Source organism: Aeromonas sp. QDB14, assembly GCF_027707845.1.
In the GTDB taxonomy this organism is placed as follows: Bacteria; Pseudomonadota; Gammaproteobacteria; order Enterobacterales; family Aeromonadaceae; genus Aeromonas; species Aeromonas caviae.
In genome coordinates, this window is record NZ_JAPCJD010000007.1 from 71446 (window position 1) to 87731 (window position 16286).

Sequence of the window (16286 nt, forward strand, 5' to 3'; positions counted from 1 at the left end):
TCCTGTTGTCGTCTTTGGGGGCTTCATCCCCGGCTCATCCGGATGTCGATCTGCTGATGTGGCAGATGCATGCCGACCTGGCCGAGTTTCTCCAGGATCAGGGAATGCACCTCGTGTGTAATGGGCATCCGGTGATCCATGTTGTTGACGTAGAGCCGGATCTCGTAGATGAGGGCCGAGTCGGTGAACTCGATGAGGAACACCTCCGGGGCGGGCGTATCCAGCACCAGGGTGGACTCGCGCACGCTCTGCTCCAGCAGTTGCTGTACCTGCTTGGGATTCTGGGTCAGGCCGATGCGAATGCGCAAGCGGACCCGGGTGATGGCATCGGACAGGGACCAGTTGATGAACTGCTCGGTGATGAAGGCCTTGTTGGGGACGATGATCTCTTTCCTGTCCCAGTCCACTATGGTGGTGGCGCGGGTTTTGATCTTGGTGACGGTGCCGGTGAGATCCCGGATGGTGACGGTGTCACCCAGGCGGATCGGTTTTTCGAACAGGATGATGAGGCCGGAGACGAAGTTGGCGAAGATCTCCTGCAACCCGAAGCCCAGCCCCACGGAGAGTGCTGCCACCAGCCACTGGGTTTTGGACCAGTCGATGCCGAGCATGGAGAAGCCGGTGAGGGCGCCAATCAGCAGTACCAGGTACTTGCTCACCGTGGTGAGGGCGAAGCCGGTGCCTGGGGAGAGGCTCAGATGCTGGAGCAGGGTGAGCTCCATCAACCCTGGCAGGTTGCGGGCGGTGACCACCGTCAGGATGAAGGCGAAGACGGTCAGCATCAGATCCTGCAGGGTGATGGCGGAGAGCTGCTCGATGCCGGCCACCTTGCTGCTCACCTGCCACACCTCGATGCTGCTGAGGAAGCTGAATGCCGAGTTGAGATCCGACCATTGCACCACCACCAGCATGGTGAAGCCCAGCATCAGCAGGGTGCGCACCAGGCCGAGGGACTGAGCGCTGATGGTATCCAGATCCAGCTCGGGCTCCTCCACCACATCGGGGATCTCGGAGCTGAGATCGTCCTCTTCCCGCTCCCGCTGCGCCAGGATCTCGGCCCGCTTCTGCTTGGCGCGATCGAAGGCGAGTCGGCGGCGCTGGATCAGCATCCAGCGGTGGGCCAGATAGTAGACGAGCAGGCAGCCGAGCCCCGCCAGCAGGCTCAGCTCCAGCTGGCGCAGCAGGGTGCGGGAGGTGTAGAAGTAGCCGAACAGGGCGCCCAGCACCGCCAGCAGCGGGGCCAGCATCAGGCTGTTCCAGATGAAGTGGTGCAGCAGATGGGGCTTGGTCATGTCTGCCTGACCCCAGGTGAGGGGCAGTTTTTCCCGGTTGAGGCGGGCAAAGAAGAGCAGCAGCCAGAGGGCCCCGATGATGAAGGCGAGGCGTCCCAGGGAGTCGTAGAAGGCGTGCTCCTGATAGCTGCTCGCCATGCCCTGCACGAAGAAGCTCGGGATCAGCACCAGCAGCAAGGTACGAAATTGTCCCCATACTCGCTGCACCCGCTCCTTCTGCCAGCGGAAGTGGAGGATGAGGATCCCCTTCTCCAGAGTGAGGTGGCGCGCCACCAGCAGGGCCAGCAGCAGGAACCAGATTTCACCCAGGCCCCGGGCCACCGCCACCGCGAAGGGATATTGCCAGGCGCCGTCCAGCAGGCCGTGCACCATGAGCACCATGGCGGGCAGCGGCAGGGCGGCGAGCACGGAGCGCACCAGCAACCGGCTGGTGAGGCTGAACTTGTCCTGGGTTACCTTGCCGATGCGCGGGGCAATGTAGTGGCTGTATTGAAGGAGGTGGCGGGCCAGTTTCAACCAGCACCAGGCCAGCCCCAGCAGCCCGAGGCCAGCCAGGGTCAGGCTCAGGGGGTTGTTCTCGGCGATGGCCCTGGGCAGTTGCAGCCAGTTGGCCGGGTTGAAGGCAAGGCCGAGGGCGGCCGGGACGCCGAGCAGCACCGCCGGGCTCAGGGGGCGCACGTCCGGCATCCAGAACAGATGGCTGGCGCTGAGTTCGCGGATCTCGTCGATCTTGCTGTTCTGGCGGCTGTAGAGCAGCTTGAGGCGGGTCTGCTCCTGAATGAGGGTGTCGGAGGCATCGTTGAGCCGGGTCAGCAGTTGTCGCCTCGCCTTGAGCAGGTTATCCAGCACGGCGCGCTGGGCCCTGTCCAGGGTGATGTCGTCTCCACTGAGCAGGCTGTTGCGCAGTTGCACCGGATCCTTCAGGGCATCCTGCTCGGTCTCGTACTGGTATTTGGCCATGCGCGCCTTGACGATGGCGGACTCCAGCCGCTCCAGCGGGAAGTAGGCGGGCAGATCGGCCAGCTTGCTGCGCAGGTTCTCGCCGTAGGCGTTGCTTATCTGCAACCACTCCAGCTGTTCGCGCACCGAATTGACCAGCTCGTTGAGCCCGGAGAGGGAGGTGTCCACCCCCCGTTGCTCGTCCTGCACCCGTTCAATCTGGTCCTCGAGAGCCCCCAGTTGGAGGGAGAGGGCCTGGTTTTGCTGCTGTTGCTCCTGCAAGAGGGGGAGGTCAGAGGTGAGCTGGCGGCGCAGGCGTTCGCTCTCGGCCAGGGCCTGCTCGGTCTTGTCCCGGCGCAGCTGGTTCTGCTGGGCAAGCAGACTGGTCTGCCACTCATCCTCGTCGGTGATGGCGAGGTTGAGCTCCTGCAGCTTGAGCTTGCCCAGATCGTTGCGCTGCTGGGCGGAGAGCTGCTCCAGCTCCAGCATCTGGATCCGGTCGGAGAGGCTCTGCTCTTTGAGTCGGGTGGCCAGTTGCTGGGCCTCCTGCAACCTGTCCGACTCGTTGCTGAAGCTCAGGCGATCGAGCAGGGAGCGGGTCTGGAGCAACTGCTTGCGCAACTCGTCGACCCGCAGGTGATATTCCTGCCCCGTGCTCTCAAGCTGGTTGAGGCTGTCGGTCACCGCCTGACGCTCCTTGCGCAGGTTGAGCTGGCGGTTGCTGCTCAGGCTGATGGCCTGGCGAAGGGCATCCTCCTTGAGGGAGGAGAGGGACGGGCGGGACTGGGGCTGATAGTTGTGCAGCCCCTCCTTGAGACGGGCGGACTCCTTGGGGTAGTCGATGAGGATCTGCTGGTAGGCCTTGCCCTGTTCCCGGTAGCGCTGGGCATCCCGGGCATATTGCAGCGCCTGCTGGTAGCTCTCCCGCAGTTGCTGGTTTTCCGGGGTATCCGTCTTGGGGACGCTTTGCAGCAGCTCCTCTACCTGAGTGATGGCATCATCGGCCTGGACAGCGGAGAAGGGGAACAGGCTGAGACAGAGCATCAGACAGAGCAGGCGTTGCAACATGGCGCACGTTTCCGTTCAGGAGAAGTCGCCCTAGCCTAAAGCAGGGGCCGGGGCGGGTAAAGCCCTCAAGATGAATGATCCACGGCACAAATAACGGGTGATCCGGGTCTTGTTTGGCTATTATTCTGGCCGTTCCCCTTCATTGAGCAATTTATGTCCTCCGTCGATCTGGGCACGGCCCCCCTTTCCCGCCTCTTCTTGCGTTACGTCACCCCCACGGTGGCCGCCATGCTGGTCACCGGCATCTATGTCACCATAGACGGCATCTTCGTCGGCCATATCCTGGGCCAGGACGGGCTGGCCGGCATGATGCTGGCGTACCCCATCTGCGCCGTGCTCTACGCGGTGGGGGCCCTGATCGGCATGGGATCCTCGTCGCTGGCCTCCTTCTATCTGGGCAAGGGGGAGCAGGCCAGGGCGCGCCACATCGTCGGCAATGCCCTGGTGATGGTGCTCATCGCCTCCGCGCTGCTCGCCTTCATTGGCATTCGTTACGGCAAGGCCATGCTTGTCTGGATGGGGGCGCAGGGGGTCATCTTCGACGCAGGCTTCGCCTATCTGCAGTGGTACGCCTGGCTCGGGGTGTTCGCGGTGCTCTCCATGGCCTTTACCGCCCTGCTGCGCAACGACGGGCGACCCGGCCTCACCACCTGGATCCTGGTGGGGGGCGGCGTGCTCAACGTGCTGCTCGACTACCTGCTGATGGCGGTGATCCCCTGGGGGCTGGCGGGGGCCGCCATCGCGACCATGCTCTCCCAGGCGGTCACCGGGGGCCTGTGCCTGTGGCACTTCTTCACCCCCCGTAGCCAGTTGCGCATTCGCTGGGATACCCTGGTGCCCGACTGGCGGCTGATGGGGGAGACATTGCGACTCGGGGTGTCGAGTTTTCTGATGTACCTCTACCTCTCGGTGGTGCTGGCGCTGCACAACAAGGCGCTGCTCTCGGTGGGTACTTCGCTGCACGTGGCCGCCTATGGGGTCATCAGCTACAGCGAGGCCTTCTTCTATCTCATCTTCGAGGGGATCGCCATGGGCATCCAGCCTATCGCCAGCTTCAATGCCGGGGCGGGCAACTGGGCACGGGTGCTGCGGGTACGCAACCTGGCATTGGGAGTGACCATGGCGGTGGCACTGTGCGGGATGATCCCGCTGTATCTGTGGCCGGAGGCAGTGGTTTATCTGTTTGCGGGGGACAATGCTGCCCTGTTGCCGGTGGCGACCCTCGGTATCTGGCTCTACTTCTGGGGGCTGCCCATGGAAGGCTTGCTGCTGGTGGGGGCCACCTATTTCCAGGCCATCAACCGGGCCCGCATCGCTTCCCTGCTCACCGGCGGCAAGTTGGTGCTGATCGGCGGTTTCCTGTGGGGCTTCTCCTCCCTGTGGGGAGTGGCCGGTGTCTGGCTGGCGCTGCCCACTTGCAGCACTCTGCTGGTCCTGGTGATGTGGCGGGCGATGAACAGGGAGGGGCGCCAGCACAGCGCTGCCTGAGATGTGGTCATGCGTCCATGAAAAAGGCAGCCTCGGCTGCCTTTTTCATTTTGAGTGCCCCTGCCTGTGGGCGGCAGGTCGCCGGCCTCAGGGCTTGAAGGCGCCGATAAAGATGGCGGGGTCGACGCGGGCGTCGTTGAGGCTGACGTTCCAGTGCATGTGGGGACCGGTGGCGCGGCCGGTGGCGCCGACCCGGCCGACGATGCCGCCGCGGGGCAGGCTCTGGCCCAGCTTCACGTCCACCTTCGACATGTGACAGAACATGCTGATGAGGCCCTGGCCGTGGTCGACGAACACCGTATTGCCGTTGAAGAAGTAGTTGCCGATGAGGATGACCTTGCCAGCGGCTGGTGCCTTGATGGGAGTGCCGGCTCCGACCGCGAAGTCGAGGCCGGAGTGGGGGTTGCGCTCCTCGCCGTTGAAGAAGCGGCGCAGCCCGAAGGGGCTGGAGAGCGGGCCCTGGACCGGCTTGTCAAACAGCAGGTTGCTCGGCTGAGCCGGGCTGAAGGTCTGGTAGGCGCGGGTCTGTTCGGCAAGCTCCCGGTTGATGCGGGTCATGTCTTCGGCCAGCGGATTGACCTGGCGGCTGTTCTTGAGCTTGATGTGCTGCTCACGGTAGTGCTTGGTGCCGACTTTGAAACTCAAGGTGCGGCCATCGCTGGTGGTCACCTGATGGGGGCCGGGCGCGCTCTTGAGCGGGATGCCGACGATGGCGATCCACGTCTTCCCGTCTTCCTGTACCACCAGCACAGGCTTGTCCTGATAGCGCACTGCGGGCGCCTTGGCCCCGCTTCCCAGTGGTACCACGGCCACGCCCCCCGGCACCGGGTGGTTGAGCAGGCGGCTGATAAACCCCGGTTCGGCGTGAAGCGCAGGGCTGCCGAGCAGCAGGAGAAGAAAGAAGAGGCGGCGCATGATGGCTCCATCGGATCAGGGGGAAAGCAAGAGGGGGGAGATGATGCCACATTCTGGCGGTGCTGTCCGTCAACCGTGGCCGATAAACTCGTCGGCTGCGGCCCAGAAAGACGCAACGGACACGCCATTGCAGCGAGGTGAATGCTCTGGTTGCGGGTGCCCGCCTTCCCTTCGACCTTGCCAGCCTGAGCATGGGCCGCTGCGCTACCGCATCTTGGGGGCGCTCGCGAGCGACAACAGCTTCACCACCAGCCAGGCCGGGTCGCGGTGGGCATGGCCGGACAGGGGCCCTGACCCCTATTCCATTCGATACCGCCATCGCGGTACCCTACTCGGCGGCGACCCAGGTCACCGACTACAAGGTGAGGCTCTACCCGACCCGGCTGCCGGGCCAGGTAGTACGCACCGGTCCCTACACCGGCACCATCATGGTCACGGTGAGCGTGCCCTGAGGAGACGCCGCTTCGCCCCTATTTTTCGACGAGGTCAATGATGAACAGTGACAGGGCCCTGCGCCACGAACCCAAACGCCATGGCATAGGACAGGGCTGGATCTGGATCCGCACCGGATTCGACATCTTCAACAAGGGGATGGGTGCCAGCGTGGCCATGATAGTGCTCTGGTTTGTGGTGGGCATCGTGCTGGATCAGCTGCCGGCGGGGGGCTTGATCTCCCAGTTGCTCTACATGGTGTGGGGGGCTGGCTGGGTGGCGGTGGCGCGGCGGGGGCACCATGGGGAGGCGCTGCAGTTTGGCGACTTCTTTGCCGGTTTCCGCCATCGGTTGACCCCCTTGATGCTGGGGGGCCTGATGGTGCTCGGCCTCATCATGGGGATCCTGATGATCTGCGTGTTCCTGCTGCACCAGTGGGGACTCACCGGCCTGTTGTCCGCGGATCCGGGCTCCCTGGCGCTGACCCCGGAGCAGGCACAGGGCTTCCTCGTCTGCGCCCTGGTGGGATTGGCACTGTTCGTTCCCGTGCTGATGGCCATCACCTTCGCCCCCGCCCTTATCCTCTTCCATCAGGTCGGGGTCTGGCAGGCAGCCAGGCTCAGCTTCAAGGGATGTCTGCGCAACATGTGGCCCTTCCTCTGGTGGGGGCTGCTCGGGGCCGTGCTGATCTTCTTTGGCGCACTCCTGATGCTGGTGGGCCTGCTGGTGGTGCTGCCTGCCATCAACTACTCCATCTATGCCGCCTATCACGACATCTATCTGGAGGATCAGGAGGCCGAGGAGGGAGAGACCCCGGTCAAGGCATTCGGTTTCGAAGCCTGACCGGCACAGGATGGAGCAAAGAGGGGCCGCGAGGCCCCTTTTTTGTGCGGCTCGCAGGGATCAGAGAGAGGGAGGGGCTTCCTGCCACAGGGGATCGTCCGCCATCCGCTCCACGAGAAAGTCGAGGAAGCTGCGCAGCAGGGGGGACATCTGTTTGCGGGTGCCATAAACGGCATAGACGCCGAGGCGCTTGGGCTGCCACGGGGTGAGCAGGGGGACCAGGGCGCCGCTTGCCAGATGGGGGTGAACCGAGTAGGCGGGTTGCAGGCTGATCCCCGCCCCTTCCAGGGTGGCGGCCAGCAGCAGGTTGGAGATGTTGGCGCTGAGGTTGCCGCTCACCGGGACGGATTCGGGACCATCGGGCCCCAGAAACTCCCACAGGCTCTTGCCGAAATAGGTGTAGGTGAGGCAGTTGTGCAGTGCCAGATCCTGCACCTGCTGCGGCGGAGCATGGCGGGCCAGGTAGGCGGGACTGGCGCACACCACCGAGTGGCAGGTGCCGAGCCTGCGGGCCACCAGGTTGGGATCGAGGTCGTTGGTGATGCGCAGGGCGAGATCGATTCGCTCCTCCACCAGATTGACTGTCCGGTCCAGCAGCAGGATGTCGATCGCCGTGCCGGGGTAACGGGCCAGGTAGTCGTTCGCCGCCCCGACCAGCAGGGCTTCGGAGAGAGAGTAGCTGCAGGTGATGCGCAGTTGCCCCTTGGGGGCCTCGTCATGGCGGATGGCCAGGTGTTCCATCTCTTCCCCCAGGGCCAGCATGGCTCTGGCCCGGTTCAGCGCCTCTTCTCCTGGCCCGGTCAGGCTCAGCCGGCGGGTGGTGCGGTGCAGCAATCTGGCCCCCATCCAGCGTTCCAGCTCGGCCAGGTAGCGCGACACCATGGCACGGGACATCTCCAGTTTCTCCCCGGCGCCGCTTAGGCTGCCCTGTTCCACTACGCAGACAAAGACCCGCAATGCGGTCAGCCTATCCATCTTGTGCCCCTATATGCTCGATTTGTGCAACAGTGATGCGCCTATTATGCGGTATTTGTATCGATGGTGATGCAATAAACTGCGCTCATTCCATTAATCCACACCGATGAGCGTTATCTGATGAACAACACACTGCGTACCCTGACCCTGACCAGCCTCCTGATGACGGGTTCCGCCCTGGCGGCCCCCCTGACCGTGACCGTCTACAACCCCGGCGAGAAGGCCATCTTCCCCGTCTCCTCCTCACTGGTAACCGGTGACAAAGAGGCCATCCTGATCGATGCCCAGTTCGATGTGCAACATGGTCAGGCGCTGGTGGACATGATCAAGAAGAGCGGCAAGAAGCTGACCACTGTCTATATCAGTGCCGGTGACCCCGACTTCTACTTCGGTCTGGAACCCGTCATGGCTGCGTTCCCGGATGTCAAGGTGCTGGCCGACCAGCATGTGGTCGACCATATCAAGCAGACCAAGGATGCCAAGCTGAGCTACTGGGGCCCGATCCTGGGCAAGGATGCACCCAAGAGCCTGACCGTGCCGCAAGTGATGACGGCCAGCCACCTGACGCTGGATGGCGAGAAGATTGACATCAAAGAGATGAACACCCCGAATGCTTACCTCTGGGCCCCTTCCATCAAGACGGCCTTTGGTGGTGTGCCGGTCTACAGCGGTGTACACGTCTGGATGGCGGACAGCCAGTCCAAGGCCGCTCGCAGCCACTGGGTCAAGGCGCTGAACAATCTGCTGGCGCTGAAACCTGAGCGCGTGGTGCCGGGTCACTTCCTGGGGACTGCGCCCAAGGGTACCGAAGCCGTGACCTTCACCCGTGACTACGTGCAGCGCTTTGAGCAAGCGCTGGCCAAGACCAAGCACTCCGGCCAGCTGATTGAAGCGCTGAAGAAGGTTTACCCCTCCCTGCCGGTCGATGATGGCCTGGCCATCGGTGCCAAGGTCAATACCGGCGAGATGAAGTGGTAACTCCCTGACGCCTACATCCCTGTGTTTTTTTCCGGGCCCGAGGGCCCGGTTTTTTATCCAGCATTGAAGCGAGAATGATGATGAACGAAGCGCAAACAACCCTCCATTATGTCTATGACCCCCTCTGTGGCTGGTGCTATGGCGCCGCCCCCCTGCTGAAAGCCGCTGCCGAGATCCCGGGCCTTCGCATCGAACTGCATGGGGGGGGCCTCTGGATGGGCACCAGGCGCCAGGCCATGGGACAGCCCCTGCGGGACTATGTGCGCCCCCATGACGAGCGCATCCACGCCCTCACCGGACAGCGCTTTGGTGAGCGCTACTTCAACGAGCTTCTGCTCAACGAGTCACTGCTCCTCGACTCCGAGCCGCCCATACGCGCCGTTCTGGCGGTGAGCGAGCTTGGCGGCGACGGCCTTGCCTTGTTGCACCGCATCCAGGAAACCCACTACCGGGATGGGGAATGGGTCGGTTCCCCGACACGGCTGGCGGCGCTCGCGCGGGAGCAGGGGCTGACACCGGAAGCATTCGCCCTGGCCTTTGGTCGGGTCGATCTTGTGGGCCATCTGGCCACAAGCCAGGCGTGGCTGCGCCGCCTCGGCGGGCAGGGGTTCCCGACCCTGGGATTGATGCAAGGGGAGCGCGTCGTTGAGCTGCCTGTCTCCTCCTATCTGGGAGAGCCAGCGGCGTTCGCGGATCACATCACCTCTCTGATGGGGTGAGTCTCTCGCCCATCGCCTGCGGCTTGTCAAAGGAGAGGGAGAGGGCAGACCCGTCTGCGCGCCTCCCTTGTCCCCCGCACTGTTCTTGTGCATGCTATCGGCCTCATTGAACGGCAGGATGCAGTACCTATGAACCTTCGCGATCTCGAATATCTGGTAGCGCTGGAAGAGGAGAAACACTTTCGCAAGGCAGCGGAGCGCTGCTTTGTCAGCCAGCCGACCCTGAGTGGCCAGCTGCGCAAGCTGGAAGATGAACTGGGAGTGATCCTCATCGAGCGCACCTCCCGCAAGGTGCTGTTCACGCCCGCCGGCGATGCCATGGCCCGTCAGGCGCGCAAGGTGCTCAAAGAGGCGCGAGAGCTCAAGAGCATAGGCCAGCACTTCGCCGAGCCCATGTCCGGCGAGATCCACATCGGTTTCATTCCCACCGTGGGCCCCTACCTGCTGCCCCACATCATCCAGGATCTGCGTGAACACTTCCCCAAGCTGGAGTTCTACCTCTACGAAGATCAGACCCAAGTGCTGCTCAAACGGCTGGAGGAGGGGGAGCTGGATTGCCTCGTGCTGGCGGAGCTGGAAGGGATGGAGGGGTTTGGCGCCATCCCCCTCTATCAGGAGCCCATGTGGCTGGCCGTGCCTCAGCATCACCCGGAGGCGAGCGCCAAGGCGGTGCCCCTGCACAATCTCAAGGGCAAGAAATTGCTGATGCTGGCCGACGGTCACTGCCTGCGGGATCAGGCGATGGGTTTCTGTTTTGCCGCGGGCATCGGTGAGGATCAGCGCTTCAAGGGCACCAGTCTGGAGACCTTGCGCAACATGGTCGCCGCCGGCAGCGGCATGACGCTGGTGCCCAGGCTCGCCGTGCCCGCCAACCCGGAGGAGGGGGGCGTCAGCTATCGTCCGGTAATCAACCCCGTGCCGGGGCGCACCATCTCCCTGCTCTATCGTCACTACTCGGTTCGCCGCCCCTGCTTCAATGAGCTGGCGGCCCGCATCTCGAGTCTGATGAAAGCCCTGCTGGGCTGACGCAGCCCGCTCGTCATCCCGAAACAAAAACCGGCGCCTGGGCGCCGGTTTTTGTTGTTTCCAGGGGGACCTAGAAGATGTCGTCGGTGGAGACGGGACCGTCTGTGGTCGCATCGTCACCGCCATACACCTGGTTGCCATCGGAGATCTGGCTCGCGTAGCGGGTGGGCTCTGTGCCCTCTTTGAAGAACTCCTCCGTGGTACTGCCATCGGCGCGATTGGTCAGCAGACCGGTTTCACGATCGATGCGGACCTGCATGATCCCTTCGGGGACCGGCATCTTGCGCTCGGGCACCTGTTGCAGAGCCGTCTTCATGAAGTCAATCCAGATGGGCTGGGCGGCACCACCGCCAAACTCGGCCCGGCCCAGACCGCGCTGGTGGTTGTCAAAACCGATCCAGGAGGTGGCCACCAGATTTGGGGTATAGCCGGAGAACCAGGCATCCCGGGATTCGTTGGTGGTCCCCGTCTTGCCCGAGATGTCGTGACGCTTGAGGTCACGGGCTGCCCGCCAGCCGGTACCACGCCAGCCATTGCCACCCCAGATGGCGGTGGTCAGGGTGTCGGTGATGAGGAAGGCGCTCTGGGCACTGATGGTCTGCGGTGCCATGTTGTTGGGCACGACAGGATCGATGGGGCACTGGGCCTTCCAGTCTGCCGTGGTATTGGCATAGGCATCCGCGCTGTCGAGACCGGCGGCGGCCAGCACGCCGCAGTCGCGGCAGGCGGCGGCCGGGTTGGCCTCAAACAGGGGGGTGCCGAAGCTGTCGGTCACCTCGGTGATGAAGTAGGGGGTGACCTGGAAGCCGCCATTGGCCAGCACCGAGTAGCCGCGCACCACTTCCAGCGGGGTAAACTCCGCCGCACCCAGCGCCAGGGATTCGTTGGCGGAAATGTGATCACGGGCGAAGCCGAAGCGGGTCAGGCCGTCGATATAGGTATCCAGCCCGATGGCGCGCATCAGCCGGACCGACATCACGTTCTTGGACTTGGCAAGGCCGAGGCGCAAGGTGGTCGGCCCTTCATAGATGGCGGGCGAGTTCTTGGGCTGCCACATGGGGCCCTTGGCAGGATCCCACTGGTTGATCGGTGCATCGTTGATGAGGGACGCCAGGGTATAGCCCTGCTCCAGCGCGGTGGCATAGAGGAACGGTTTGATGTTGGAGCCGACCTGACGACGGGCCTGATCGACCCGGTTGAACTTGGAGAGCTCGAAGCTGAAGCCGCCGACCAGGGCCTCGATGGCGCCGTCTTGCGGGTTCATGGCCACCAGGGCGGCGTTGACGTCGGGGATCTGGGAGAGCAGTAACTCTTCCCCTTTCTCCCTGACCCAGATCTGGGCGCCGACTTTGAGTACATCCCGCGCCGATTTCGGGGCAAAGCCCTGGCGATCGTCGGTGATGAAGGCACGCGCCCACTTGATGCCATTCCAGCCCAGTTCGGCCTGTTTGCCATTCTTGAGCACCAGGGTGGCGCTCTTGTCGCCGAGCTGGGTGACCACGGCGGCCATCAGGGGCTGATAGGTCGGCTGCTTGGCCAGATGGGCCATGATCTGCTCGTAGTCCCAGGCCGTTTCACCGGCTTTCCACAGCAAGGCGGTCGGGCCACGGTAGCCGTGGCGGGTGTCGTAGTCGAAGACACCGTCCAGCAGCGCCTGATGGGCGGCGCGCTGACGCTTGGCGGTGACGGTGGTGTAGACGTGCAGCCCCATGGTGTAGGCATCTTCACCAAACTGCTCCACCATCTTCTGGCGCACCATCTCGCTCAGATGGGGGGCGTTCAGCGTAGTTTCGGCACCGTGAAAACGGGCCTTGACCGGCATCTTGGAGGCTTCGTCATACTGAGCCTGGGTGATCTTGCCGGTTTCCAGCATGCGACCCAGTACCACGTTGCGGCGAGCGAAGGCGCGCTCCGGGGAGCGGATCGGGTTCAGCATGGAGGGGGCCTTGGGGAGACCCGCGATGATGGCGATCTCGTCCAGGGTCAGATCCTTGACCTCCTTGCCGAAGTAGACCTGGGCGGCCGCGCCGACCCCGAATGCCCGGTAGCCGAGGGGGATCTTGTTGAGATAGAGGGTGAGGATCTCGTCCTTGGAGAGGTTCTGCTCGATGCGCCAGGCGAGGAACACTTCCTTGATCTTGCGTACCAGGGTCTTCTCGTTGCTCAGGAAGAAGTTGCGGGCCACCTGCTGGGTAATGGTACTGGCGCCCTGACGCGCCTGGCCGGAGACGGCCCAGACGGTGGCGGCACGGATGATGCCGATGGGGTCTATGCCCGGGTGCTCATAGAAGCGGGCATCTTCGGTGGCGAGTACGGCATCGATCATGGACTGGGGAATTTCGTCCAGCCGCAGGGGGATGCGACGAATTTCGCCAAACTGGGAGATCAATTCCCCGTCCCGGCTGTAGACCTTCATGGGGGTAGCCAGTTTGACATCGCGCAGGGCGCTGACGTCCGGCAACTGGGGCTTGATGTAGAAGTAGATGCCGATGAGGCTGGCAACGCCCAGCACAGCACCCAGCATCATGACAATAAACAGGCGAACGAGCCATTTCAGCATGGAAGAACTACCAATCGTCTTAAAATTAGCCAACGGGCGCAGAGTATAGCCTTTTTACCCTCGCGGATTCGAGGTTTTCCTGTCCGCAAACAGGCGACCCCGAGAAGAGGCGGGAGGGTAGCACTCCAGGGCACAATTACCAAGGGGGCCGCAATCAAGGCCGAAAGGAGAGGGGCGTCAACTTTTGACACAAACTTTATGACATTGATAGATAGAGCATTATATTGAGTTAAGCCGTCACATCATGACGCGCTGTCCTACAATAAGTCCGAAAACCCAATAACGCATGGATGTGTATATGTTTGGGCTATTAAGTAAGGGATCCCTCGTCTCCATGGCGGGCATTGATTTTGGCAGTCAAACCATCAAGGCCGTCACCATCAGCGGACGTCCCGGCAAGGTGCACCTCGGTTCGGTTGCCGAGATCCCCATGCCAAGAGGAACGCTGGTCGACTATCAACTTCAGGACATTGAACGGGTCAGTCAGTCCCTCAAGTCGCTCAAGCGGCTCGTGCAAGGGGATTGCCAGAACGTGGCCACGGCCGTGACCGGTTCCAACGTCATCACCAAGATCATTCAGGTCGATACCAACATCAACGAGAACGAGCTGGAGAACCAGGTTCACCTGGAGGCAGAGCAGCTCATCCCCTTTCCCCTCGACGAAGTGAGCCTGGATTTTGAAATCCTCGGCATGGCGAGCGACAACGGGCGTCAGGAGGTCCTGCTCAGTGCCGCGCGGACCGAGAGCGTCAGTGGCCGGGTCAGTGCCCTGACGGAGGCAGGCATGACGACCATGGTGGTGGATGTGGGGGCCCATGCGCTCGGACGCGCCGTGCTGGCTTGCTTGCCCGACCTGCAAACCTCGGAGAAACCGGTTGGCATCGTCGACATCGGTGCCAGCGCCCTGACTTTCGCCGCCCTGCTACGGGGCCAGGTCATCTATTCCCGGTTGCAGAATTTTGGTGGTGATCAATACAGCCAGGCATTGGCCTCTTTTTACAGCATGAGTATGGAAGAGGCGGAACTGGCCAAGCTCCAGGGCTCCTTGCCTGCGGATCATGAGGTGGATGTCCTGTTGCCTCACCTCAGCACCCTGGTGTTGCAGATACGGCGCAACGTGCAGCTGTTTTGCAGCTCCTCGGGGAACAAGGAGCTCTCCAGGCTGGTGCTGACCGGAGGGGGGAGCCTGCTGCCGGGGCTGGCCGGACAAATCGGCAGCGAGCTCAACTGCGAGGTGCTGCACCCCGATCCCTTTGCACTCTTTGGCAAGCCGCAGGGAGAGGGGGGGCTGACTCATGGGGCCAAGTACATGACGGCGCTCGGGCTGGCACTGAGGAGCTTCACACCATGTCAAATATAAACCTTCTGCCCTGGCGGCAGGCTCGGGCGCAGCGTCAGAAGAAACAATTCGGCATCCTGTTCGGTCTGTTCCTGGCGGGGACGGCAGCCATCGCCTTTGCCGCAGACTGGCTGGTGCAGCAGCAGATCGGTTACCAGCAGCAGCGCAATCAGCGGTTGCAGCAGGAGATGGCAACCCTGGACACCCAGCTTGGGGAGATCAGGCTTCTCAAGGAGCGGCGCAAGGAGTTGATTGACCGCATGCAACTCATCGAGCAGTTGCAGATGCGCCGCAACATCCCTGTGCGTCTGTTCAATCAGCTGCCGGTGCTGGTCCCCAACGGGGTGTATCTTGATAGCCTTGCTCTGCAAAACAACAAGATAGACGTGAAGGGAAAGACCGAAGCCTATGGCAGGGTTGCCAGCATGATGCGCCGAATCGACGGTTCCGGCTGGCTGACACAATCCCAGCTCAGCACCATTTTCACGGCCGAGGTGGCCCCCATCGCCCTGAGCCAGTTCTCCATGATGTTCCAGATTGCCACGGCGCTACCCAACGTGGCTAAGGGGCAAAAATGAACCTGCAACAACTCAACGACCTGGATCTCAATGACATTGCCCGCTGGCCGCCGATCGCCAAGGGCATCTTTGTCTTCTTCTGCTGTGCTCTGCTTGGCGGGGCACTCTATTACTACGTGATTGCCAATTCCCTGGCGGCCCTGGGTCGTGAAGCCGCAAAAGAGACCGAGCTCAAGGGACAATTCGAGAGCAAGGCCATGCTGGCCGCGAACCTGGAAGCATACAGAAAGCAGATGGTCCAGCTGGAACATCTGGTCGACACCCAGCTCAAGCAGCTGCCCAACACCCACGAAGTCGCCGGTTTGCTGGATGACATCAGCTTCATTGCCACCGACAACGGTTTGACATTGAACAGGATCAACTGGGAGCCAGAGGTGAAACACGAGTTCTCCACCGAGCTGCCCATGCGCATCGAGGTCGTGGGCACCTATCACGAACTTGGCAAGTTCACGGCGGACATGGCTGCCCTGCCCCGCATCGTGATCCTGGATTCTTTCCAGCTCAGCCAGGGGAAGGGGGGTGAGCTGATCGGTATGTCCATGCAGGCCAAGACCTACAAGTACAACGGCAAAACCGTGGAGAAAAAGCCATGAGCATGAGAGCGGGCGTACTTCTCTTGTCGGCGCTGCTGTTGACGGCCTGTGGGGGACAGGAGGACATGGATGAGTATGTCAAACAGACCAAGGCCAGAAAGCCGGTACCGATCGAACCTTTGCCGGAGATAAAGCCCTTCTCTCCCATGGTCTATCAACGCAGCGATCAGCGCAGTCCGTTCATTGCACCCCAGCCGGAAACCAGTTCCAGGCTGGACGCCAAGGCCAAGCCGGACTGTGCCCAGATAGTGGCCAATCGGGAAAAGGAGGTGCTGGAACGCTACTCGCTTGCCAGCCTGAGCATGAAAGGCTCCATCGGCAAGCAGGGGCAGTTGTGGGCATTGATCAAAACCCCGGACGGGCAAGCCGTGCGCGTCGGGCTCAATCAGCACATGGGGCTGGATCAGGGCAGGGTCATCAAGATAACGAACACGCATGTTGACTTGATGGAGACGGTACCGGATGGCAAAGGATGCTGGGTCACCCGAGAAACCCAGCTGGCCATGGCCAATCTCGACGCAAAACTATGATCAGGGATGAG

General features: G+C 62.4%; 14 protein-coding genes. 10 read left to right on the forward strand and 4 right to left on the reverse strand.

Annotated elements, in window-relative coordinates; all coding sequences use genetic code 11:
* Positions 1–23: 23 nt before the first annotated feature.
* Entirely contained in the window at positions 24–3299 is a 3276-nt protein-coding gene (gene mscM, locus PG887_RS03935) for a miniconductance mechanosensitive channel MscM (protein WP_010673809.1), read from the reverse strand.
* A 153-nt stretch (positions 3300–3452) separates the two neighbouring features.
* Between mscM and PG887_RS03940 the strand changes: the two genes are divergently transcribed.
* On the forward strand, positions 3453–4787 hold the full coding sequence (locus PG887_RS03940) for an MATE family efflux transporter (RefSeq protein ID WP_201968665.1): 1335 nt from the start codon (positions 3453–3455) through the stop codon (positions 4785–4787).
* Between the two features lie 87 nt (positions 4788–4874).
* On the opposite strand, the gene PG887_RS03945 is transcribed toward PG887_RS03940, so the two are convergent.
* Complete coding sequence (locus PG887_RS03945) at positions 4875–5702, reverse strand: M23 family metallopeptidase (protein WP_010673811.1); 828 nt, start codon at positions 5700–5702, stop codon at positions 4875–4877.
* A gap of 137 nt (positions 5703–5839) precedes the next feature.
* Between PG887_RS03945 and PG887_RS03950 the strand changes: the two genes are divergently transcribed.
* Positions 5840–6154, forward strand: coding sequence for a hypothetical protein (locus PG887_RS03950; RefSeq protein WP_191967241.1), 315 nt, complete (start codon positions 5840–5842; stop codon positions 6152–6154).
* Positions 6155–6194: 40 nt separating this feature from the next.
* Positions 6195–6977, forward strand: coding sequence for a BPSS1780 family membrane protein (locus PG887_RS03955; RefSeq protein ID WP_045525644.1), 783 nt, complete (start codon positions 6195–6197; stop codon positions 6975–6977).
* A 60-nt stretch (positions 6978–7037) separates the two neighbouring features.
* Here PG887_RS03955 and PG887_RS03960 read toward each other — a convergent pair whose 3' ends face one another.
* Positions 7038–7952, reverse strand: coding sequence for a LysR family transcriptional regulator (locus PG887_RS03960; RefSeq protein WP_069652134.1), 915 nt, complete (start codon positions 7950–7952; stop codon positions 7038–7040).
* Between the two features lie 120 nt (positions 7953–8072).
* On the opposite strand from PG887_RS03960, the gene PG887_RS03965 reads away from it, so the two are divergent.
* From PG887_RS03965 to oxyR, 3 genes are all read left to right on the forward strand, one after another.
* A complete protein-coding gene (locus PG887_RS03965) occupies positions 8073–8930 on the forward strand; it encodes a Vmh family MBL fold metallo-hydrolase (RefSeq protein WP_270821216.1) in 858 nt (285 codons plus the stop codon).
* Positions 8931–9004: 74 nt separating this feature from the next.
* Positions 9005–9649, forward strand: coding sequence for a DsbA family protein (locus PG887_RS03970; RefSeq protein WP_151027645.1), 645 nt, complete (start codon positions 9005–9007; stop codon positions 9647–9649).
* A gap of 129 nt (positions 9650–9778) precedes the next feature.
* Positions 9779–10675 (forward strand): DNA-binding transcriptional regulator OxyR, encoded by an 897-nt coding sequence (oxyR, locus tag PG887_RS03975; RefSeq protein ID WP_010673817.1) that lies wholly within the window; start codon positions 9779–9781, stop codon positions 10673–10675.
* Positions 10676–10745: 70 nt separating this feature from the next.
* Here the strand turns inward: oxyR and PG887_RS03980 are convergent, their stop codons facing one another.
* Positions 10746–13235 (reverse strand): penicillin-binding protein 1A, encoded by a 2490-nt coding sequence (locus PG887_RS03980; protein ID WP_270821217.1) that lies wholly within the window; start codon positions 13233–13235, stop codon positions 10746–10748.
* A 298-nt stretch (positions 13236–13533) separates the two neighbouring features.
* Between PG887_RS03980 and tapM the strand changes: the two genes are divergently transcribed.
* Genes tapM through PG887_RS04000 form a run of 4 tightly spaced genes read left to right on the forward strand, consistent with a single transcriptional unit; the run spans position 13534 to position 16275 of the window.
* Positions 13534–14595, forward strand: coding sequence for a PilM family type IVa pilus assembly protein TapM (tapM, locus tag PG887_RS03985; RefSeq protein ID WP_069652138.1), 1062 nt, complete (start codon positions 13534–13536; stop codon positions 14593–14595).
* Entirely contained in the window at positions 14583–15152 is a 570-nt protein-coding gene (tapN, locus tag PG887_RS03990) for a PilN family type IV pilus biogenesis protein TapN (protein WP_039039579.1), read from the forward strand. The genes tapM and tapN overlap by 13 nt, the downstream gene beginning before the upstream one ends.
* On the forward strand, positions 15149–15745 hold the full coding sequence (gene tapO / locus PG887_RS03995; RefSeq protein ID WP_041212566.1) for a PilO family type IV pilus biogenesis protein TapO: 597 nt from the start codon (positions 15149–15151) through the stop codon (positions 15743–15745). The genes tapN and tapO overlap by 4 nt, the downstream gene beginning before the upstream one ends.
* A gap of 2 nt (positions 15746–15747) precedes the next feature.
* Complete coding sequence (locus PG887_RS04000) at positions 15748–16275, forward strand: pilus assembly protein PilP (RefSeq protein WP_039039609.1); 528 nt, start codon at positions 15748–15750, stop codon at positions 16273–16275.
* Positions 16276–16286: the final 11 nt, after the last annotated feature.

Coding starts and splice junctions, on each gene's coding strand:
- mscM (WP_010673809.1), bottom strand. CDS start 3,299: ATGTTGCAACGCCTGCTCTGTCTGATGCTCTGTCTCAGCCTGTTCCCC.
- PG887_RS03940 (WP_201968665.1), top strand. CDS start 3,453: ATGTCCTCCGTCGATCTGGGCACGGCCCCCCTTTCCCGCCTCTTCTTG.
- PG887_RS03945 (WP_010673811.1), bottom strand. CDS start 5,702: ATGCGCCGCCTCTTCTTTCTTCTCCTGCTGCTCGGCAGCCCTGCGCTT.
- PG887_RS03955 (WP_045525644.1), top strand. CDS start 6,195: ATGAACAGTGACAGGGCCCTGCGCCACGAACCCAAACGCCATGGCATA.
- PG887_RS03960 (WP_069652134.1), bottom strand. CDS start 7,952: ATGGATAGGCTGACCGCATTGCGGGTCTTTGTCTGCGTAGTGGAACAG.
- PG887_RS03965 (WP_270821216.1), top strand. CDS start 8,073: ATGAACAACACACTGCGTACCCTGACCCTGACCAGCCTCCTGATGACG.
- PG887_RS03970 (WP_151027645.1), top strand. CDS start 9,005: ATGATGATGAACGAAGCGCAAACAACCCTCCATTATGTCTATGACCCC.
- oxyR (WP_010673817.1), top strand. CDS start 9,779: ATGAACCTTCGCGATCTCGAATATCTGGTAGCGCTGGAAGAGGAGAAA.
- PG887_RS03980 (WP_270821217.1), bottom strand. CDS start 13,235: ATGCTGAAATGGCTCGTTCGCCTGTTTATTGTCATGATGCTGGGTGCT.
- tapM (WP_069652138.1), top strand. CDS start 13,534: ATGTTTGGGCTATTAAGTAAGGGATCCCTCGTCTCCATGGCGGGCATT.
- tapN (WP_039039579.1), top strand. CDS start 14,583: ATGTCAAATATAAACCTTCTGCCCTGGCGGCAGGCTCGGGCGCAGCGT.
- tapO (WP_041212566.1), top strand. CDS start 15,149: ATGAACCTGCAACAACTCAACGACCTGGATCTCAATGACATTGCCCGC.
- PG887_RS04000 (WP_039039609.1), top strand. CDS start 15,748: ATGAGAGCGGGCGTACTTCTCTTGTCGGCGCTGCTGTTGACGGCCTGT.